Origin of the sequence: Paenibacillus ilasis (genome assembly GCF_043195395.1) — a bacterium.
In the GTDB taxonomy this organism is placed as follows: Bacteria; Bacillota; Bacilli; order Paenibacillales; family Paenibacillaceae; genus Paenibacillus_AQ; species Paenibacillus_AQ lautus.
This window is the reverse complement of the sequence record NZ_JBHDJG010000009.1, coordinates 44,589-64,217: the sequence shown is the minus strand read 5'-3', so window position 1 is coordinate 64,217 and position 19,629 is coordinate 44,589. Positions and strand designations below refer to the sequence as shown.

At 48.8% G+C, this 19,629-nt stretch carries 22 protein-coding genes, 2 rRNA genes and 1 riboswitch; of the genes, 22 read left to right on the top strand and 2 right to left on the bottom strand.

The window, feature by feature from the left end:
* The 3 genes from ACETK5_RS32435 to ACETK5_RS32425 all read left to right on the top strand — a co-directional run.
* Positions 1-127: ribosomal RNA gene (locus ACETK5_RS32435) — 23S ribosomal RNA — on the top strand; the annotation flags it as partial.
* 64 nt (positions 128-191) lie between these two features.
* A 5S ribosomal RNA gene (rrf, locus tag ACETK5_RS32430) occupies positions 192-308 on the top strand.
* 346 nt (positions 309-654) lie between these two features.
* Entirely contained in the window at positions 655-1,092 is a 438-nt protein-coding gene (locus tag ACETK5_RS32425; RefSeq protein WP_100541667.1) for a hypothetical protein, read from the top strand.
* A gap of 95 nt (positions 1,093-1,187) precedes the next feature.
* Here the strand turns inward: ACETK5_RS32425 and ACETK5_RS32420 are convergent, their stop codons facing one another.
* A complete protein-coding gene (locus ACETK5_RS32420; RefSeq protein ID WP_100541666.1) occupies positions 1,188-1,709 on the bottom strand; it encodes a hypothetical protein in 522 nt (173 codons plus the stop codon).
* A 232-nt stretch (positions 1,710-1,941) separates the two neighbouring features.
* Between ACETK5_RS32420 and ACETK5_RS32415 the strand changes: the two genes are divergently transcribed.
* The 10 genes from ACETK5_RS32415 to rsmI all read left to right on the top strand — a co-directional run bounded on the left by ACETK5_RS32415 (position 1,942) and on the right by rsmI (position 10,032).
* On the top strand, positions 1,942-2,127 hold the full coding sequence (locus ACETK5_RS32415) for a sigma factor G inhibitor Gin (RefSeq protein WP_071221101.1): 186 nt from the start codon (positions 1,942-1,944) through the stop codon (positions 2,125-2,127).
* 139 nt (positions 2,128-2,266) lie between these two features.
* Positions 2,267-3,934, top strand: a complete 1,668-nt coding sequence (locus tag ACETK5_RS32410) for an aminotransferase class I/II-fold pyridoxal phosphate-dependent enzyme (RefSeq protein ID WP_394059692.1) — start codon at positions 2,267-2,269, stop codon at positions 3,932-3,934.
* 89 nt (positions 3,935-4,023) lie between these two features.
* Positions 4,024-4,668, top strand: a complete 645-nt coding sequence (gene tmk / locus ACETK5_RS32405; protein ID WP_326116286.1) for a dTMP kinase — start codon at positions 4,024-4,026, stop codon at positions 4,666-4,668.
* Positions 4,669-4,732: 64 nt separating this feature from the next.
* Positions 4,733-5,062: a cyclic-di-AMP receptor gene (locus tag ACETK5_RS32400; RefSeq protein WP_006207400.1), complete on the top strand. Its 330-nt coding sequence runs from the start codon at positions 4,733-4,735 to the stop codon at positions 5,060-5,062.
* A 337-nt stretch (positions 5,063-5,399) separates the two neighbouring features.
* Entirely contained in the window at positions 5,400-5,843 is a 444-nt protein-coding gene (locus ACETK5_RS32395; RefSeq protein ID WP_100541663.1) for a YaaR family protein, read from the top strand.
* Positions 5,844-5,926: 83 nt separating this feature from the next.
* A complete protein-coding gene (gene holB / locus ACETK5_RS32390; protein WP_100541662.1) occupies positions 5,927-6,913 on the top strand; it encodes a DNA polymerase III subunit delta' in 987 nt (328 codons plus the stop codon).
* A 56-nt stretch (positions 6,914-6,969) separates the two neighbouring features.
* Positions 6,970-7,770 carry a PSP1 domain-containing protein gene (locus ACETK5_RS32385; protein ID WP_071221096.1) on the top strand — a complete coding sequence of 267 codons (801 nt, stop codon included), beginning with the start codon at positions 6,970-6,972 and terminating at the stop codon, positions 7,768-7,770.
* Between the two features lie 32 nt (positions 7,771-7,802).
* Positions 7,803-8,171: a DNA replication initiation control protein YabA gene (gene yabA, locus ACETK5_RS32380; protein ID WP_009591928.1), complete on the top strand. Its 369-nt coding sequence runs from the start codon at positions 7,803-7,805 to the stop codon at positions 8,169-8,171.
* A gap of 203 nt (positions 8,172-8,374) precedes the next feature.
* Complete coding sequence (locus ACETK5_RS32375; RefSeq protein WP_394059691.1) at positions 8,375-9,142, top strand: tRNA1(Val) (adenine(37)-N6)-methyltransferase; 768 nt, start codon at positions 8,375-8,377, stop codon at positions 9,140-9,142.
* On the top strand, positions 9,139-10,032 hold the full coding sequence (gene rsmI, locus ACETK5_RS32370) for a 16S rRNA (cytidine(1402)-2'-O)-methyltransferase (RefSeq protein WP_394059690.1): 894 nt from the start codon (positions 9,139-9,141) through the stop codon (positions 10,030-10,032). Before ACETK5_RS32375 ends, rsmI begins: the two co-directional genes overlap by 4 nt.
* A gap of 264 nt (positions 10,033-10,296) precedes the next feature.
* Here rsmI and ACETK5_RS32365 read toward each other — a convergent pair whose 3' ends face one another.
* Positions 10,297-10,551: an AbrB/MazE/SpoVT family DNA-binding domain-containing protein gene (locus ACETK5_RS32365; protein WP_006207408.1), complete on the bottom strand. Its 255-nt coding sequence runs from the start codon at positions 10,549-10,551 to the stop codon at positions 10,297-10,299.
* Positions 10,552-10,874: 323 nt separating this feature from the next.
* Here ACETK5_RS32365 and ACETK5_RS32360 point away from each other — a divergent pair, with 323 nt between their 5' ends.
* From ACETK5_RS32360 to ispE, 9 genes are all read left to right on the top strand, one after another.
* Positions 10,875-12,164, top strand: a complete 1,290-nt coding sequence (locus ACETK5_RS32360; RefSeq protein WP_100541659.1) for an HD domain-containing protein — start codon at positions 10,875-10,877, stop codon at positions 12,162-12,164.
* A 92-nt stretch (positions 12,165-12,256) separates the two neighbouring features.
* On the top strand, positions 12,257-13,024 hold the full coding sequence (locus ACETK5_RS32355) for a TatD family hydrolase (protein ID WP_207797563.1): 768 nt from the start codon (positions 12,257-12,259) through the stop codon (positions 13,022-13,024).
* 205 nt (positions 13,025-13,229) lie between these two features.
* Positions 13,230-13,444, top strand: a riboswitch (cyclic di-AMP (ydaO/yuaA leader).
* Between the two features lie 270 nt (positions 13,445-13,714).
* On the top strand, positions 13,715-14,902 hold the full coding sequence (locus ACETK5_RS32350) for a G5 domain-containing protein (protein ID WP_326116291.1): 1,188 nt from the start codon (positions 13,715-13,717) through the stop codon (positions 14,900-14,902).
* Between the two features lie 186 nt (positions 14,903-15,088).
* A complete protein-coding gene (gene rnmV, locus ACETK5_RS32345; RefSeq protein ID WP_394059693.1) occupies positions 15,089-15,640 on the top strand; it encodes a ribonuclease M5 in 552 nt (183 codons plus the stop codon).
* On the top strand, positions 15,637-16,521 hold the full coding sequence (gene rsmA, locus ACETK5_RS32340) for a 16S rRNA (adenine(1518)-N(6)/adenine(1519)-N(6))-dimethyltransferase RsmA (RefSeq protein WP_326116292.1): 885 nt from the start codon (positions 15,637-15,639) through the stop codon (positions 16,519-16,521). The genes rnmV and rsmA overlap by 4 nt, the downstream gene beginning before the upstream one ends.
* Positions 16,522-16,634: 113 nt before the next feature.
* The gene (gene yabG / locus ACETK5_RS32335) at positions 16,635-17,537 is read left to right on the top strand and encodes a sporulation peptidase YabG (RefSeq protein WP_326116294.1); all 903 of its coding nucleotides are present in this window, start codon (positions 16,635-16,637) and stop codon (positions 17,535-17,537) included.
* A gap of 289 nt (positions 17,538-17,826) precedes the next feature.
* Positions 17,827-18,102 (top strand): biofilm formation stimulator Veg, encoded by a 276-nt coding sequence (veg, locus tag ACETK5_RS32330; RefSeq protein ID WP_006207415.1) that lies wholly within the window; start codon positions 17,827-17,829, stop codon positions 18,100-18,102.
* A 235-nt stretch (positions 18,103-18,337) separates the two neighbouring features.
* On the top strand, positions 18,338-18,520 hold the full coding sequence (locus tag ACETK5_RS32325; RefSeq protein ID WP_009591920.1) for a small, acid-soluble spore protein, alpha/beta type: 183 nt from the start codon (positions 18,338-18,340) through the stop codon (positions 18,518-18,520).
* A gap of 178 nt (positions 18,521-18,698) precedes the next feature.
* Complete coding sequence (ispE, locus tag ACETK5_RS32320) at positions 18,699-19,553, top strand: 4-(cytidine 5'-diphospho)-2-C-methyl-D-erythritol kinase (RefSeq protein ID WP_394059689.1); 855 nt, start codon at positions 18,699-18,701, stop codon at positions 19,551-19,553.
* The last annotated feature ends 76 nt before the right edge of the window (positions 19,554-19,629 follow it).

Below are 19,629 nucleotides of genomic sequence, written 5' to 3'. Positions count from 1 at the left end.
AGCCCCCCTCAAGATGAGATTTCCCAACTAGTAAGACCCCTTGAAGACGACGAGGTAGATAGGTTGGAGGTGGAAGTGCAGCAATGCATGGAGCTGACCAATACTAATCGGTCGAGGGCTTATCCAACATATTTCAATGTGCTGCAAATTCGTTTCGTATCTAGTTTTCAGGTGATCAAGCATCTGAGCCGTTTGGTGGCGATGGCGGAAGGGTTCCACGCGTACCCATACCGAACACGACCGTTAAGCCTTCCAGCGCCGATGGTACTTGGACCGAAGGGTCCCGGGAGAGTAGGACGTCGCCAAGCGAAAAACCACTGTCGATGTAATCGATGGTGGTTTTTATTTGTTTTTATTGAAGTTTAGATGAAATGTAGAGTTAGAGATTGTCCGACTAATGATATTTGCTGCAGCGTGTTGTCAGCAGCATCTCTGTTATATAACATGATCATAAAATTGACGTAAACAGATGAAGATTTTGTTACCGATACCATGCCAAAAATCAGTATAATAGAATTAGGCATAAACGGGTAAGTGATTACCGATTTGCGCAGGCTGTAGGAAATAAGGCCTGATTGGAAGGTTCTCCATTAACCAACCAACTATGAATACTCATCTGGAGACCGGTTATTGTGGGGGAAGGAGGACAATTACATGTTGTGTAAAAGTGGTTTGCATGTGGCAGGGATGATCTGTGCGGTTACGATATTGTTGATCGGATCCGGATGTGGGGCATCCACAGAACCAAGCTGGAAAACCTTTGACGGCGCGGCGAATGTGAAGTCATTCCCGGTTCCGAAGGAAGCGAATAAAACGGAGCAAACCACAGGTAATAGTGACTTGGATTATGTACGGTATGCGCTTCCTGGCTTGAAGGAAGACGACAGCATTCCTGAAGCTTACCTGGAAGAGATTGAGTCATGGGGATGGAAGCAGAAGGAAGTTGAAGATAACGGTGCTTCGTTAGTATTTGAAAAAGGCAAAAGTATCGTCCACCTATCGGTGCATGACGATTTCCTTATAATCACGGTTCCGACTCAGCTTAAAAAACAAGTCATACAAGGATTGGAAAGCAATAAAGCAAATGAATAAAGACCTCTTTCCGACTTCGGAATGAGGTCTTTATTTAATTATGAAACGAAAAAGGATTTATAATGCTATGTAGTGATGGACGCAGAATTCTAATATTATTGCAGGTAGTAGGAGATGTCCTGTTCATTCATTTTCAACATGCCATCTTTACGCTGGCCGCTCAAACGCAGCATGGTATAGCCGCGTGGGAGAAGGAACCACAGATGCCAGAACAGAAGTGTGATCGCAAAAGGCAGCGGTGACCAGAAGGCCATGATAGCGCTTAAGACAATCCCTACCCAACAGGTATAGAACTGCACCAAATTAAATACGCGACGGCTGACGTGTTGATCCGGTATATAACCAAGCCAAGGCAACCTCAGACGGAAGCGCCAACGTTTCCGGTAGCTTGTTCCCAATAGGATGAGCACGGTATGCCCAACGACATACTGGATCCATAACATAAGCGGAAAGGCGATTAGCAGATAAAGCAGGAAATACGGTGATACCCAAAATGTCCCTGCAGCCGCAGCAAGCCAAGGCAGACTTAAGTAGAGGATGAGCAAGCTTTTGGAAATTTGGATTTTCTTAATTAATCGATAGTGATAAAAGGTGGCTTGACCATGTGGATCTGCCATTGGGCTATGCCGTCCCCCTTTAAGTAGAAGTGAATTTCGATAGACGAGAAGTTTAAGTCTTTTATGTTTTTATCGGACAAAATCATATTTTTATTAAGCTGAAAAAAAAGGTACAGACACAAGGCCACCAAGGGGTACATATAAATAAAGCGTAGACCGATATCCTATGAAAAGGTTTAAAATAATAGAAACTGTGTCATACTAATAGGAAAAGGATCAAGGTGGGATGGTTATGGAAGAATTGACCGAACACGTGTGTATCATATGCAATCAAACGAAGACAGAGGGGATTACCATTGTATCGCAATTCGTATGCGAGGAATGTGAATCCGAAATCGTTCATACCAGCGCGGAAGATGCCAAATATCATTTTTTCATCCGTCAATTAAAACAGATTGCCATGCCAAAAAATGCATAGATGCCGGTACACGCGTCAAATGGGCCTGAATGAGAGGCCTTTTTTTGTTTAGAGGGGATTTTCCGTTCATGGAGACGTAGGCGTAGGTTTCAAATTGCGTTAAAATAGGTTAGAGAATGTAATCCGAAGGGATATGTCGATGACTACACATAGAGAGCGTGCCCCACTTGCAGAGGCTTTAATGGGGTATCGGGAACGTGGGGCTTCATCGTTTCACGTACCTGGTCATAAAAATGGCAGGGCATATGCGGGAGAAGGTAATGCTACGGAGATGCTGCGAGAGGCCATGCGCATTGATGTGACGGAAATTACAGGGACCGATGATTTATTTCATCCTGAAGGCGTTATTCAGGAAGCACAGGAGCTGGCGGCAGATTGTTTTGGCGCAGAGGAAAGCTTCTTCCTGGTGGGCGGGAGTACGGCCGGCAATCTGGCGCTGATCCTGACAGTATGCCGCGAACCGGGGGATATTCTGCTCGTTCAGCGGAACGTACATAAGTCCGTCTTGAACGGATTGATGCTGGCCGGTGCACAGGCGGTATTTCTTCAGCCGGAGATGGACAAGCAGAGCGGTTTAGCCGTTGCTCCATCTGCAGCTACACTGGCAGCGGCTCTTGAGGCCTACCCTGAGGCCCGGGGCGCGATCATTACGATGCCGAACTACTACGGGATGGGGAGCGACTTAAGACCGCTCACGGATGCTTGCCATGAGCGAGGCATTCCACTGCTCGTGGATGAAGCGCATGGAGCTCATTACGGACAGCATCCCCAGCTGCCGATGAATGCTTTGTCATGCGGCGCGGACGGCGTGGTCCAATCCACGCACAAGATGTTAGCCGCGATGACGATGGGAGCCATGCTGCATGTACAGGGCGGGCTGCTCGACCGGAGCCTGCTGCGCCAGCGGCTGGCTATGGTGCAGAGCTCCAGCCCCTCGTACCCGCTCATGGCTTCGCTGGATCTGGCGCGGCGCCTGCTGCACACGCAGGGCGCTGGCGCCTTCACGGCTGGCCTGGCCGCCGTGGAGGCCTTCCGGCGCGGCCTCGCGAAGCTGCCGCGCTTCGGGCTGCTGCAGCCGCTGCAGCCCGGGGAACGCGCCGCGGGCACAGCCGCTGCGGCGTATACCCACCAGGACCCGTTCAAGGCGGTCATTTATGACCGCACCGGGTCCCTGAGCGGGTATGCACTCCAGCGCGCACTAGAGGCGCGCGGCTGTGTGCCGGAGATGAGCGACGAGCTGCACGTCGTCTTATTGTTTACGCTGGGATCGACTCGGGAAGATGCGAATCACGTCTTATGGGCTCTTGTGCATATTGTAGAGCAGGGGGAGAAGACAGAAGGGATCGGAACCGAACCAGGCACTACGGCAGAGAGCACGGAATTCCTGATCCGGACATTGCGGGATCAGGGGGATTTCACGAGTTATGAGCCGCTAATGGCCCACGGGAATATGGATTCCAATGATTCGGATGTCGGTGCTAACTTGTTAACTGAAGCAAAACGGATTTTCGATGTTTCCACGTGGAACAATTTGTCCTCGGAGATTCCTTATTCGGCCCCAATTCCTTTCTCACTTAGGCCGATTGAGAGGGAGAGGTTGGAATCGGTGCCCTTAGAGAAGAGTGCTGGTCGAAAGGCAGCAGAGATGGTTATTCCCTATCCACCAGGTATACCGATCTTATACTCCGGTGAAGACATCTCAGTGGGAATGGAACAGAGGCTTATGGGATTAAGGAATGCGGGGGCAAAATGCCAGGGGATATCCGATCCGACGCTGGAAACCATTGTCGTTTATAAGGAAACGTGAAGGAAGGGACTCCACTATACGTTGGTATATCTACCGGAGCGTATAACTTTGAGCTCCATGATCAACAAATGATGAAAGCAGGATACGCTATGAATAATCGCAGACCACTATTTATTACCATCGAAGGAGGAGACGGATCCGGTAAAACGACCATGATGGGCAGACTCGCCGCCTTTATGCAGAATCATTCGATTCCGTATCTAATCACACGCGAACCCGGCGGTATTGAGATTGCGGAGAAGATCCGCTCCATTATTCTCGATCCGGAGCATACCGCGATGGATGCACGGACAGAAGCATTGTTGTATGCGGCAGCCCGCCGCCAGCATCTTGTGGAGAAGGTGGAGCCGGCTTTGAGTCAGGGCTTGACTGTTCTGTGTGACCGATTCGTGGACAGCAGTCTGGTTTACCAGGGATATGCACGCGGACTGGGCATGGAGGAGGTATGGGACATCAATCAATTTGCGATCGATACCCGCATGCCGGATCTAACGCTGTTGTTTGATGTGGAGCCGAAGATTGGCATGTCACGGATCACGGCGAATGCAAACCGGGAAATGAATCGGCTGGATATGGAGACCATGGCATTTCATGAGAAAGTTAGGGAAGGCTATCTATTGGTAGCAGAGCGTAATCCGGATCGAATTCGCATCGTGGATGCTTCCAAGACGCCGGCTCAGGTGGAAAGAGAAATGATTCGTCACTTGGAAGACGCGATATTAAAGGATTTTTGAGGTTGTTTGTCAAATAAGTAGTGTTAAGGACATACGATGTCCAAATAAACAAGGAGGGTTTACCATGAAATTGATTGTTGCGATTGTCCAGGATAAAGATAGCAACCGTCTCTCCGCCGCATTGGTCAAAGCTAATTTTCGGGCAACAAAGCTTGCAAGTACAGGCGGCTTCCTGAAGGCGGGGAACACCACCTTTATGATCGGGGTAGACGATTCACAGGTTGAAAGTGTGCTCAGCGTCATTCGCACAAGCTGTAAGGTTCGTGAACAGCTGGTCACTCCGGTAACCCCTATGAGTGGTACAACCGATTCCTACTTGCCGCTTCCTGTCGAAGTTCAGGTTGGTGGCGCAACGGTGTTTGTTCTCCCTGTAGAACGATTCGAGCATTTCTAAATTCATTTTCTGGATCTGCGATAGATACGTAACGGATGTTTTTATTGGGATATTTGACGGCTGTGTTCTCCTATAACCAAAGTCTTCTGAACCACTTCTGTATCATAATAAAAATAGTTACCGTAGATCGCCGCACTCGGGAGATGATCTTAATAGATGGATGAATTGGATGGATTCCGGATAATCGTCCCATTTATTGATAATTGTCAGTGAATCGCTTGACAAGTAGTCCATTTCAAGGTACGTTCACGTGAGGCACAGGTTTGTTCGATATGAACGTACCGGATGCCTCCGTTTTATTAGATGCAAAGAATAACGCAATAGGCGGTGGATTCAGGTGAAGATCAATCCGGGCTTTCGGCCCATGAAAAGTGAACTCACGGTGCCGGATGGCAACGCCAGACCGATTCAGAAGCGATCGTTCTCGGATATGATGCAGCAGCAGGGAGATCGTGCAACCCATGAAGAGCTGAGTCGTCAAATGCGTGAAATTGCAATGCAAGGGGATCGTTTGGCAAAGGCGATGACCGTTCGCGAGCTAAAAGCGTATAAATTGATGGTTCGCCGATTCCTGGAGGAGACGGTACGCCGCGGTGTGAAAATGAAGGAAACGCGCGGCTGGGACCGCCGGGGACGCGGCAAGCGTTATAATGTAATCGATGAAGTCGATTCTGCGCTGCTTGCGATGGCGGATGAACTGCTGGATACGGAGCAGGGGAGAATCGATCTGCTGAACCGAGTTGGTGAAATTCGCGGCATGCTGATCAATCTTGTATTCTAGCCGCAAGAAGCAAGGGATCGTATCGTGATTCATGATTGCTCCGTAATGGAGGGTCATGAGGGATTGATAGAAAGTGAGGACTTATGTCTTTTAATGATATCGTAGGTCAAGAGACTGCGAAGCAACTGCTGCAAAATGCCTTGCGCCGTAATGCGGTCAGTCATGCCTATCTGTTTAGCGGCCCGAGTGGTGCCGGACAGATGCAGACGGCGCTTACGTTTGCCAAGGCTTTGTTTTGTACGGAACTTGAGGACGATGCCTGCGGTCAGTGTTTGGAATGCCGCAAGGTAGATCATGGCAACCATCCCGACCTTACGTTGGTTGAGCCTGATGGAGCCAGCATTAAGATCGATCAGATTCGTGATCTTCAGCGTATATTCTCCTATCGATCGGAGAACCGCAATCCTAAGGTTTATATCATTGACCGGGCGGAGAAGATGACCACCCAGGCAGCCAACAGCCTGCTAAAATTTCTGGAGGAACCGCAAGCACCGGCTGTAGCTATTCTGATTGCCGAGAACGGACAAGCCCTTCTGCCCACCATTCAATCGAGATCCCAGCAGGTTCCATTCCGGGCTTTAGATCCTCAGATGATGGAGAAGGTTCTTGTAGGGGAGGGTTATCCTGCCGCACTTGTACGCTGCGCAGTTCATCTTTCGTCAGGACTTGATGAGTGCAGGAAAATATTGAGTGAGAATTGGTTTGCAGAAATTAGAAACGTAGTGTTACAATTAGGGAAGGAGTCTTTGAACCGCAGTGGCTCTGCGATCATCACAGCGAGTCAAAAAGTGTTCAAAACCGAGCTCTCAGATCATCTGGACCTATTGTTCAGTATGTTTCATTTATGGTTTAAGGACATGATCCATGTCCAGTATGGAAGGAAAGAGTCTCTCGTTTTCATAGATCAGGCAGAGTATATCTCTGGTCATGCATCAACCCGCAGCACAGCACAGTGGGTGTCATACATGGATTTGGCCGCAGAGTGTCAGAAGAAGTTACGCTATAATGTCAATGGACAGCTCAGTTTAGAGCAGTTATTGATGGGTTTGGGCGGTAACACTCCGGCGTGAGCACACCCCCAGGTCCGCAGAATGGCCATTATGTACAGGCACAAGGGGGTTTATTTTTGTACAGTGTAGTAGGTGTCCGCTTTAAGAAAGCGGGCAAAATATATTACTTTGATCCGCTCGACCTGCCCGTGGAGAAGGAACAATCCGTCATTGTGGAAACCGCGAGAGGCATTGAGTATGGTCAAGTTGTGATAGGAAAGAAGGAGGTCGGTGAATCAGACGTTGTCCTTCCGCTTAAGAAGGTCATTCGGATCGCTGGTGATTCTGATGCCCGTGTGGTTGAAGAGAATAAACAAGCGGCAAAGGATGCATTCACCACCTGTTTAAATAAAATTCGGGATCACGAACTGAAAATGAAGCTGGTTGATGTGGAATTTACCTTTGACCGCAACAAAATCATTTTCTACTTCACGGCGGAAGGCCGTGTGGATTTCCGTGAGCTGGTCAAGGATCTTGCCAGTATATTCCGTACAAGAATCGAACTTCGCCAGATTGGAGTTCGCGATGAAGCGAAAATGCTCGGCGGTCTTGGACCTTGCGGACGCGTACTGTGCTGTTCCTCATGGCTTGGTGATTTTGAGCCGGTATCGATCAAGATGGCAAAGGATCAAAGCCTATCGCTCAATCCGACCAAAATTTCCGGGCTATGCGGAAGATTGATGTGCTGCCTGAAGTTTGAGCATGATAATTATGAAAGCGTGAAAGAAGAGCTTCCATCCGCTGGGAAAATGGTCGTCACTTCGCTTGGAGAAGGCAAAGTAGTCGGACTGAATGCGGATAAGCGGACGGTTCATGTTCAGCTGTTTGAAATTGGAAAGGTGAAAGAACTTCCAATGGATGACGTTGTCATCAAATAGTCCAATAGAATGTTTATTTTCGGGGTGTAGACTTGGAGAAGAAAAACATTTTTGTGCTCATTCAAGAGTTGGAAACACAGATGGGACATATACACAGTGAACTGGGTGGACTTAAGCTGGTCATCAAGGAACTGCTGGAAGAGAACCATCGCCTCAGTCTTGAAAATGAACAGCTCCGGAAAATTTTAAAGCGGGAAGTCAATCCGGCAGAATTGGAAAACCCAGTGGCTTTACAACCTCAGCCTCATGTGAAGGATGAGGAACATGAAGATGTGGTCGGCGAGGGGTATGACAACCTGGCTCGACTGTATCATGAAGGCTTCCACATCTGCAATGTCTATTATGGACATCTGCGGACGGAAGGGGATTGCCTGTTCTGCTTGTCATTTTTGAATAAATAAGAAGCCGTAGGAGAAACTGCCTACGGTTTTTTTCTAGAATGGAAAGGTTATACTGTAAGGATCGCGATTGAAAAATACCATACGGCTGCTTGTCATGCAATGTGAAGAGCAGCCTTTTGTGTATTCATTTTATCGGGTACTATGTAGAGAGCCGATACACCAAAAGCGCGTGTTTGGAATTATGGAGATAAAGGGTTGAAACTATGAACTTGAAAGAAGTGTTATTGCATCCATCCGAGCGAATTGATGATCTGCTTACCCATGAGCTTGGCATTATCCAGAGTGAGGAGGTATTCAGCTTTTCCATGGACGCCGTCCTGCTCGCCAGGTTTGCCAGCATTCCGCGCAGGGGGCGTATTTTGGATATGTGCACGGGGAACGGGGTTGTTCCGATCCTGCTGTCGACTCGTACAGGCGCCCCGATCGAGGGGATTGAGATTCAGCCCAGACTTGCGGACATGGCCAGGCGGAGCGTCGAGATGAATGATCTCCAGGATCAGATCACGATCCATGAGGGCGATCTGCGGGAACTGTACAAGGAAAAAGGTTATGGAGCGTACGACCTGATTACGGTCAACCCGCCTTATATGCCGATGAATGGCAGCGATTTGAAGCTCAATGAGCACCAGGCGATTGCCAGGCATGAAATTCACTGTACGCTTGAGGAAGTGATGGAATCCTGTGCAAGGCTGCTTCGCCAAGGCGGGAAGATGAGCATGGTCCACAAGCCTCTACGGTTGGCGGAGATCATTACGCTGATGAGCAAATACCGGATTGAGCCCAAAGTCATCCGATTTGTCCATCCGCGCGTGAATATGGAAGCGAACATGGTGCTTATCGAGGGGATTCGGGACGGGAAGCCTGAGGTTCGGCTGAAGCCCCCGCTAATCGTGTATGATGAGCAAGGAAACTACGGACCGGATTTTATGGAAATTTACTACGGAACACATAAGGATGAGACGAAAGAATGAGAAATCTTGTGCAGCAAAGTTATGCCGATCAGGGAGAGGGAAGTCCGGGTTCCCTGTATTTGGTGGCAACGCCGATCGGTAATTTGGAGGATATGACCTATCGCGCCGTGCGCATCCTACAGGAATGCGATATTATCGCGGCAGAGGATACACGGCAGTCACGAAAGCTGCTGACCCATTTCGAAATTCCGGCTAAACCGCTGTTTAGTTATCACGAGCATAATAAGGCGGCCAGCGGACCCGAAATCATACGTTATATAATAGAAGGAAAAAATGTGGCACTCGTCAGCGACGCCGGTCTGCCGGCGATTTCGGACCCTGGCAGTGATCTGGTTTCACTTGCGATTGAAGCAGGAATTTCGGTTATTCCGATCCCGGGGGCCAATGCCGCCCTTTCCGCCTTAATCGTGTCGGGTTTGCCGACCGAACGGTTTACGTTTATCGGCTTTTTGCCGCGGGAGCGTAAAGATATTATCCAGCAGCTGCAAGCATTGCAATCGGCGCAGGGAACGTTATTATTTTATGAATCTCCGCATCGCGTGAAAAAGACCCTGGAGATCCTTCAGGAGGTACTGGGAAATCGGAAGGTGACCTTGGCTCGTGAACTGACCAAGCGCTATGAGGAATTCTTGCGTGGAAGCATCTCCGAATGTCTGGACTGGCTCGCGGAGCATCCGCCATTGGGAGAATATTGTTTGGTGGTTGAAGCCGGCAGTGCAGAAGAGGAGCTTAGAGAGAAAAATGCCTGGTGGCAGGAGCTTTCGCTGGAGGAGCATATGGAACATTATGAGCGGGAAGGACTAAGCCGCAAGGATGCCATGAAAAAAACCGCGGGTGATCGCGGTGTATCGAAGCGGGATATATATAACGCGCTCCTGACGGAGTCGTAATAAAATAACTTGGCGCAGGGGGATAACAAAATAGCCCCACAAAGTGGGGCCTATGCTTCGATGCGTATTCCAATTACTTTGCGGGGACCCCAAAACATATAAATGCGATTAAAGAATTGCTTACGCTTCGCTGTAAACTTATACACTTTAATCTCAAAAAAAAGACCCTCCTGCGGCCGGGTTCATAGCCGAGGAAGGCACCAAGGAGATATGAAAAAGGTTAGAATTAACAAAATGTAATAATGCTATTATATACTAAAAATCTTAATTTGTCACAGGTGTAGGGATTTCCGAGATACATTCATGGCAAACAATTTTACCTTTGAAGTAAGTGACATTCTCAGCGTTACCACAGAAGATGCAGGCAGGCTCATATTTCTTAAGCATGATGCGTTCGCCGTCTACATAAATCTCCAATGCATCTTTCTCACCAATTCCAAGCGTACGGCGTAACTCGATCGGAATGACGACCCGTCCAAGCTCATCGACTTTCCTTACAATTCCTGTTGATTTCATCATAACTTATAAATGCCCCTCTCGCCATAATTTAAAAAAGTCATAATTCGACATAGTTCTAGTTTTTATGTTATTTATAGTACCAACGATTCCCAAAACAGTCAACCTATATTTTTGAAAAATCGGAACCTATTTACGAAAGTATAGTGAACAGAACCCTTGTATAGCAACGTAATTACCATAATCGATCCAATTTTTACTGTGATTTTCGATTTGTCGATTTGGAAAGCGTAATTTTACCTTATTCGACATGGTTCGACATTAGATGTCAAAAGAAGTGTTTATCGGTTAATACCCAAATCGAAACGATAAGGAGTTGAGATGGAATGCATTCACCAATTTCGGAAGAAAAAGTGTTTAAGGATCCCGTCCACAATTATATTCATGTGCAAGACGATATCATATGGCGATTAATTGATACCCCGGAATTCCAGCGGCTCCGCCGGGTGAGGCAGCTTGGGACCTCATTTCTGACCTTTCACGGGGCTGAACACAGCCGATTCTCCCATTCACTGGGAGTCTATGAAATTACGAGAAGAATCATCTCTCAATTTGAACGAAGGGGATACTCCGATTGGCCAGTCGAGGAAAGGCAGGTTGCGCTCTGCGCGGCCCTGCTGCATGATGTGGGGCATGGACCTTTTTCCCATTCTATAGAAGAAGCCTTTCATATGAATCACGAGGATTGGACATGCCGAATTCTGCTTGGGGATACTTGCGTCAATCAGGTACTGCGGGAGCTCGGAGCGGATTTCCCCGAGAAAGTGGCTTCGGTTATTAACAAAACCTACGATAAACCGATCGTGATAAACCTGGTCACTAGTCCGCTGGATGCAGACCGGATGGATTATTTGCTAAGGGATGCGTATTATACGGGGGTTAATTATGGAACGATTGATATTGACCGGATCTTGCGGATGCTGCGGCCATACCGGGATCGGGTCGTTGTAAAGGAATCAGGCATGCACGCCGTGGAGGATTACCTGATGTCACGGTATCAGATGTACTGGCAGGTATATTTTCATCCCGTCACGCGAAGCTCCGAGATCATCCTGCGCCAAATCTTCCGCCGGGCAAAAGAACTGCATGACAGCGGGTATGCTTTCCGGTTCATGGTAGAGCCGCTTCCTGCGTTGTTTGCAGGCCATATTGACGTGAATCAATACCTGCGTCTTGATGAAGCCCTGATTCAAACCTCCTTTCTGCAATGGACGGAGGAAGAAGACAAGCTTCTTAGCGAATTATGCGGCCGTTTCATGCACCGAAAGCTCTACAAATATGTAGAAATCGACAATATCGATCTGGAAACCATCGACGGGATACGCCAAGCGTTCCGTACCGTGGGATTACATCCGGAATATGACCTGGAGATTGATTTTCCAACCGATCTTCCTTATGATAAAGTTCATTCCGATATGCCGCTTAACGAGAAACAGATTCTGCTTCTAGATCGGCATGATGAGCTGAAGGAAATCTCGGAGGTATCCGATATTGTACGCTCGATCAGCGGCATTCATAAAGGACGATACCATCTTTATTATCCGGAGGAGAAGGTGGGTCCGCTGCTGGCTCAAATGCCGGAGAAGATAGCCGGTGTTTTCAAACAACAACATTAACCCAGTGGGAATAATAACGCTTGGTGCATTTGTAATTTACCCAACTAATGGAAGATATACGACACAGAAACGACAGGAAGGAGAGTGTGATTATTATGCTGTTCGACACGCACACTCATATGGACGCTCCCCAATTCGACGAAGACCGGGAAGCGGCTATCCAGCGGGCGCTTGAAGCCGGCGTCACCAGGATGATCAATATCGGATTTAACCGGGAGACGATCCCGACCACGATGAAGCTGGCAGAGACTTATGATTTTATTTACGCGGCGGTGGGCTGGCATCCTGTAGATGCGATTACCATGGAGGATCAGGATCTCGATTGGATCGCTGCTTTATGCAGTCATGAGAAAGTGGTGGCAATCGGCGAGATCGGTTTGGATTATTATTGGGATACATCCCCGAAAGAAGTCCAGCACCGTGTGCTTCGACGTCAGATCGGACTTGCCCGGGAGTTGAACATGCCCATTGTCATTCATAATCGGGATGCGCATGAAGATATCGTTAACATTTTGCGGGAGGAAAAGGCCTCCGAAGTCGGCGGTGTCATGCATTCCTTCTCCGGAAGCTGGGAAACGGCCAAAATGTGCTTGGATATGGGATTCCATATCTCATTTGGCGGGCCGATTACGTTCAAGAATGCGAAGCAGCCCAAAGAGGTTTTGGCACAGGTTCCGCTTGATCGATTATTGATCGAAACGGACGCGCCTTACCTGACACCCCATCCCTTCCGCGGAAAACGAAATGAGACCGCATATGTAAAATTGGTGGCGGAGGCGGCAGCCGAAATTCGAGGGTTGTCCTATGAGGAATTGGCCCAAATTACCACCAAAAATGCGCTGGAACGATTTGGCATTTAACGAAAACGAGAGCAAAAGTGATGAAAAAGAGAGCAATCGCGATTAATTAAAGTTTTTTAATCAGAAAAGGCGTTGATATTACAATATTTTAACCTTTTACATGAGAAAATGTGGTTGAATGTTGCTTTACAACCTGCATGTAAACAGGATATCATCTTTTCAGTGATAAGAAGCTGTGATGTGCAGATCGCAGCCGAATATTTCATGAACCGTCTCGCTTAATCTCCGAAATTCTGGAGAACGGGGGAACCGATACTGCAGTGCATACTGGTCTGAATGCACGAAGCTGTATTTGATTTCTTTTTCGGGTCTTTGGGGTGAATTTGAAGGATCTCGCCATGAGCGGGTATCCGGATATAGGGCGTCTCTCTTACGTCCGAACCCGACAGCTAACTCCGTAAGCGAAATAAGAGGGGAAATCTCGTGCATACCATTTCCATGATTTCATTCATCAGGAAGCCACGTTAGAGCCTCTAGTACTCTTTCAATGGCTTTCTTTTATTTTTGAATAATGGAGAAGGGATCATCATACTCTTGGTAAACAGGAGGTGATGGCAGATGGACGGAAGACGGGAATTGACGCAGGGTGTAGATAGATAGCAGGATGCCCTGTGAGAAAAATTGCTATAGTCACGTCAAATGCATTCATGCGTTTACCTAGACGGCGGGACTATGAAGGAGGATGGAATAGTGGGCATTTTTCAACCTGAAGAAACCCATGAATCACAATCATCCAGCATGTCTTACGCATTGAGATGGAAGCATGACAATTTGCGTCAACTGATGTTGCTCGGCGCCATGGGTGCCGTTACGGTATCACTTCTCATATCGTTGGTTGTACATGATCAGGCAGGCAAGGAGGTTCAGCTTGTCGTCGACGGCCGGGTCACTACGGTGGAAACACGTGGATCGTTGCTGCAGGAATTGCTGGATGAGCAAGCGATCACGTTGAGTCCCCAGGATCAGATTTCGATGCCTCTGAACGGCGCGATCCAGGACGGAGACCGAATTATCATTGAACGGGCAATTCCAGTCAAAGTTACGGTAGGCAGCACAACCAAAACCATATTTACATCCCAGGATACGGTTGATCATGTACTCAAAGAGGCTGGCGTTACGATCCAGGGTGAAGATATAGTACAACCGTCGCAAGACACGAAGCTGACCAGCAATATGAATATCCATGTCGTTCGCGTCACGAAACAAAAAGTCAAGGAGACGGAAGACCGCGAATTCCGCGTGATCAAGACAGCCGACCCATCGCTTGAAAAGGGCGATAACCGCGTCATTCAGCGGGGCGAGCCTGGTCTCATGGTGAACCATTACGAGAAGGTCTACCACAATGGCAAGCTGGTTTCCAAGACGAAGGTCTCCCAAGAGATTGAGCGCAGAACGAAGGATAAAATCATTGCCGTAGGCACGAAAAAAGTGGAGAAGCCTGTTATCGTTCAGGCGGCAGCCACCGATGTAAAAGCTACACCGGCTAAATTGTCGGGCACGAAAAAAGTAACGACCGCCAAGGCTGTGGAGAACAATGTAGTCTCCCGCGCAGGCGTTGATTTTAAATACAAGAAGGTATTGAACAACGTGTCGATGACGGCGTATTCCGCCGAGCAGCAAGGAATCGGTACGCGCACTGCATCCGGCACACGCGTTACTGAAGGGCGCACCATCGCCGTTGACCCTAACATCATCCCAATCGGATGGTGGGTCTATATCGAAGGCATTGGCTTCCGTCGTGCTGAAGATACGGGCGGTGCCATCAAAGGCAACAAAATCGATGTTTATTACGATTCGTTGAAATCGGCCATGAATTTCGGCCGGAAGAGCGGCCGCACCGTTTACGTGATCGGTCCGGTTAAGCCTGAATTGAACTAGACGCATGAATTCCAATTTACATTGCCATTCTAATGCTATACTATTTAGCTTATAATATATGATGATCAAGAAGAGGGAATATTTCCTCTTCTTTTGTTTTGTTAAGAACGGAGTATTTAAGGCCAAGTTGGTTGAACCTTAAAGTTGTACAGGCCTGCTTTGCTTGGGAAGGAAGAGAACGAACGCATGATTAAAGAAGTGATTGTTGTGGAAGGCAGAGACGATACCGTTGCCATTAAACGGGCCGTAGACGCCGATACGATCGAAACGGGCGGTTCAGCGATCAACAAGCAAATCCTGAAACGCATAGCGCTTGCCCAGGAGCGCAGAGGCGTTATTATATTGACAGATCCTGACCATGCAGGGGAGCGGATCCGCAAAATCGTGGATCAGGGGGTGCCTGGCTGCAAGCATGCCTTTATTCCCGAAGCAGATGCTACCCGCAAAGGGGATATCGGCGTGGAGAATGCCTCGCCAGAGGCGATACGGCGTGCGCTGGATCGGGTTCATACCTCCTTTGAGGGTGGAGAGAGCCTGATCAGCTTGGAGGACATGCTGGAGGCTGGATTATCAGCGCACCCGGAGGCGGCGGCAAGACGTATGGCGATGGGAAATCTGCTGGGGATCGGATATTGCAACAGCAAGCAATTCCATAAACGATTGGCCATGTTTCAAATATCGCGTGAAGAATTTCTGGCCGCACTTGCACAACTGGAAGAAGGGGGCGTAAGCCAATGAATCGGATCGAGGATATATCAACACCAAGACGGACGAAGGAGATCATCTCACGGCATGGATTCTCCTTCAAGAAGAGTCTGGGTCAAAACTTTCTCATTGATCAGAATATTCTGTATAAAATTGTGGAAGCTGCAGGACTGGATGAAGATAAGGGAGCTCTTGAGATCGGTCCTGGTATCGGTGCATTAACCGAGAAGCTGGCACAGACGGCAGGAACCGTCACCGCGGTCGAAATTGATCAGCGCCTGATTCCCATCCTGAGGGAGGTCCTGGAGCCCTATGAGAATGTGAAGGTGCATCATGGGGATGTACTGAAGGTCGATCTTCATGAGCTGTTCCGTCAGGATTTCGCGGACGTATCGAAGGTAAGTGTGGTTGCCAATCTGCCGTATTATGTTACGACGCCGATTCTCATGAAGCTGCTGGAGGAAAAGCTGCCGTTGGAGAATATTGTGGTGATGATTCAGAAAGAAGTGGCAGAGCGGATGGCAGCGGCACCGGGAAGCAAGGATTACGGCAGCCTTAGTATTGCCGTTCAATATTACAGCGAACCTAAGCTGGTCTGTATTGTGCCGCACACGGTGTTTATCCCGCAGCCGAATGTCGCATCGGCGGTTATCCGCCTGGCGGTCCGGGAACAGCCTCCTGTCAGCGTAGAAGACGAAGGGTTCTTCTTCGAGGTGGTCCAGGCTTCTTTCGCACAGCGGAGGAAGACGATTGCCAACAATCTGAAGAGCCGGTTTTTTCCAGGGGAAGGTCGTGAACGGCTGGAACAATTGCTCCAGCAAGCGGGCATCGAGCCCTCACGGCGCGGTGAGACCCTGAGTATTGAAGAGTATGCCCGGCTTAGCAACATATTGTACAATGCGGATATACGTTAATACAGCCATTAGAGAGCCCATAAGACCCGTCGAGGTCTCAACGCGATAAATTGATGTTTCGTAAGAACCAATAGTCACAGTAGCCCATACCATAGGGTAGGGGTGATGTTGTGATGAACTTGGGAGACTTGGTCGTTCGTAAATCCTACGGCGGCGATGTAACGTTCCGGGTAGAAGGCATGCGGCAAAATAATAATATTGTCATCAAAGGGACGGAATTCCGGTTACTGGCCGATGCTCCCGCTGATGATCTGGTCACGGTCCCGCATCCCACCTTAAGCGAACGAACAAAGCAGGCACAGATCAAAGCCAATGAGTCGCTGGACCGCCTGCAGAAGCACAGACAGGAGCAGGGCGAGCGTCAACTGGCGAGCCTGCGCAATATTGAAGGCGGACAGCTTGCGGATAAAGGTTATTTTGACGTGCCGGGCAAGGTGCTGCATTTGGATGGAGATCCCCAATACCTGAAAAAGAGTTTGACCTTGTACAATCAGCTTCGGGTCCCAGCGGAAGGCCATTATATCAATGAGTCGGGGATGGCCGATTCATTATATCGTCTTCTTCCGCGGGTAAGACCTGATATCGTTGTAATTACAGGTCATGATGGTGTTCTGAAGAGACGACAGCCATACGATTTATTTAGCCTGGACAGCTATAAGAATTCACACAACTTCGTTACGGCCATTCAGGTAGCTCGTCAATATGAGCGCAATCTGGATTCCCTGGTCATTGTAGCCGGGGCGTGCCAATCGCATTTTGAAGCGCTGCTGCAGGCTGGAGCCAATTTTGCCAGCTCACCAGGGCGAATCCTCATCCATGCGCTGGATCCCGTCTACGTCGCCGCCAAGGCAGCCTATACGTCGGTCAGGGATACCGTGAACATCCATGATGTCGTTCATCATACGATCAGCGGCAGCCAGGGCGTGGGCGGAATCGAGACGAGAGGCAGCTATCGGATCGGCCTGCCCAAGCTTCAGGATTTGTCCACGTTGAAGGTTACGCCTTCGGTTAGTTAAGTCCGTACTGTGTTCTGAAGGTGGCGTATCGGCCATTGGAGAAAGACCCGAGAAGAACCCCACAAGCTGGGGTTTTTTATTTTTTGTTTCAATTCTTTAAGAAAGTTGTCAAAAAAAATACATAAAGCTTGTCAATTTAGCGCATATTAAAGCAAATGCACACGAGAAATACAGGGTCAAAAAAAATACGTTGACAATATATTTTTGATGCTGATATAATTAATGTTTTTGAATTGACAAATGACTGAATCTTTTGTATAATGGACAAGGAAAGAGGTGGTCGTCGACAATGGCTAAAAACGCGCTGTTGGAAATCAAACGCAGTCTCGATGCCCATTTAGGGCAAAAAATTACGCTTCGGGCTAACGGTGGCCGTCGGAAGACCGTCGAGCGTACTGGTGTTTTGGAAGAAACGTACCCTTCTGTTTTCATTGTGAAGCTGGATCAAGACCAGCAAACTTTTAAACGTGTGTCCTACAGTTATGCCGATATTCTGACCGAAACCGTGGAAATCATGGTAACCGGTGATGACAACGAGATGCGAATCACCTATATCAAGTCATAACGATATGTCATGAGAGAGCAGTCTCCACTTACAGGGAGGCTGTTTTTTGTTGCCATCGATCCGGGGGGAATGACAAGAGGGGGTTGAACACATACTAAGGCTGCGCGAAGGCTTCTTCATCCGTTCCATATGCGGTGATGGAGGTTAAGCTTGCAGGGTTCTTAAAAAAAGCCACTGCATCGCGCCGGATGCTGTTCATGCCATACTCAATACATTTTCCAAGGAGGCGGGATTGATGAGCAGGAGAAGACGAAGCATCATGTCCGATCAATTGAAGACCGAATTGGCTAAGGAATTGGGATTCTACGATACCGTGGAAAAAGAAGGCTGGGGAGGCATTAAGGCCAAGGATGCCGGCAACATGGTAAAACGGGCGATTGAGCTCGCCGAGCGGGCAGCCCGCAAATCCGATCTGTAACAGAAAGACCATAACGCGGCAGGGGCTTCCGGTTAAGCGGGAGCCCCTGTTTGTTTACCCCCATCAAACGGTCCCATGACTTCAAAGCCTGAGTTTGTTAATATAGAGGCATTAGATGTTTTTCCTCGAATATGTTAAGTTCAAGCATATGGGAAAAGCTAAGGATAGGTGAACGTTCTTGAAAATATACGAAAAAGCACCGGCCAAAATCAATTTGATGCTGGATGTACTTCATAAACGTCCTGACGGCTTCCATGAGGTAGAGATGGTCATGACGATGATCGACCTCGCCGATCGGCTCGAAATGTCCGAACAGAAGCGGGACACCATCATCATCACCTCACAGGCAGGGTACATACCGCTGGACGAGAAGAATTTGGCCTTTCAGGCAGCAAGACTAATCAAAGAGCGCTACGACGTGAAAAAGGGTGTGCATATTCACCTGGACAAAAAAATCCCCGTTGCCGCGGGACTCGCAGGAGGCAGCAGTGATGCAGCGGCAACACTGCGAGGCTTGAACCGCCTCTGGGGACTGGGCATTCCCCAGCAGGAGCTGCTCGCACTCGGCGCAGAGCTTGGCTCGGATGTGCCGTTCTGCGTAACGGGCGGCACCGCACTGGCTACGGGGCGCGGCGAGATACTCACGCCGATCCCGAACCCGCCGCAGTGCTGGGTGATCGTGGCGAAGCCGCCGATCAATGTGTCGACGGCGGAAGTGTACGGCCGTTTGCGCAGCGAGCAAATTCAGCGCCATCCATCGGCAGAGCGCATGGTAGAAGCGCTCACGCAAGGAAGTTTCCAGCAGATGTGCCAATCGCTGGGTAACGTGCTGGAGGAAGTTACCTTGAGGATGCACCCGGAAGTTCAGCAGCTGAAGGAAGGAATGCTGAAATTGGGAGCTGACGGTGCGCTCATGTCCGGAAGCGGCCCTACCGTCTTCGGCCTGGTCTCCAAGGAATCCAAAGTAGCCCGGATTTATAACGGCCTGCGGGGATTCTGCAAGGAAGTATATGCCGTTCGCCTGCTGACTTAGAAACGGTTATGTTTGACAATTCGGGGTCGAATTTCAAACAAAGTTGTATAAATACGTACAAAGGTGTTATATTTAA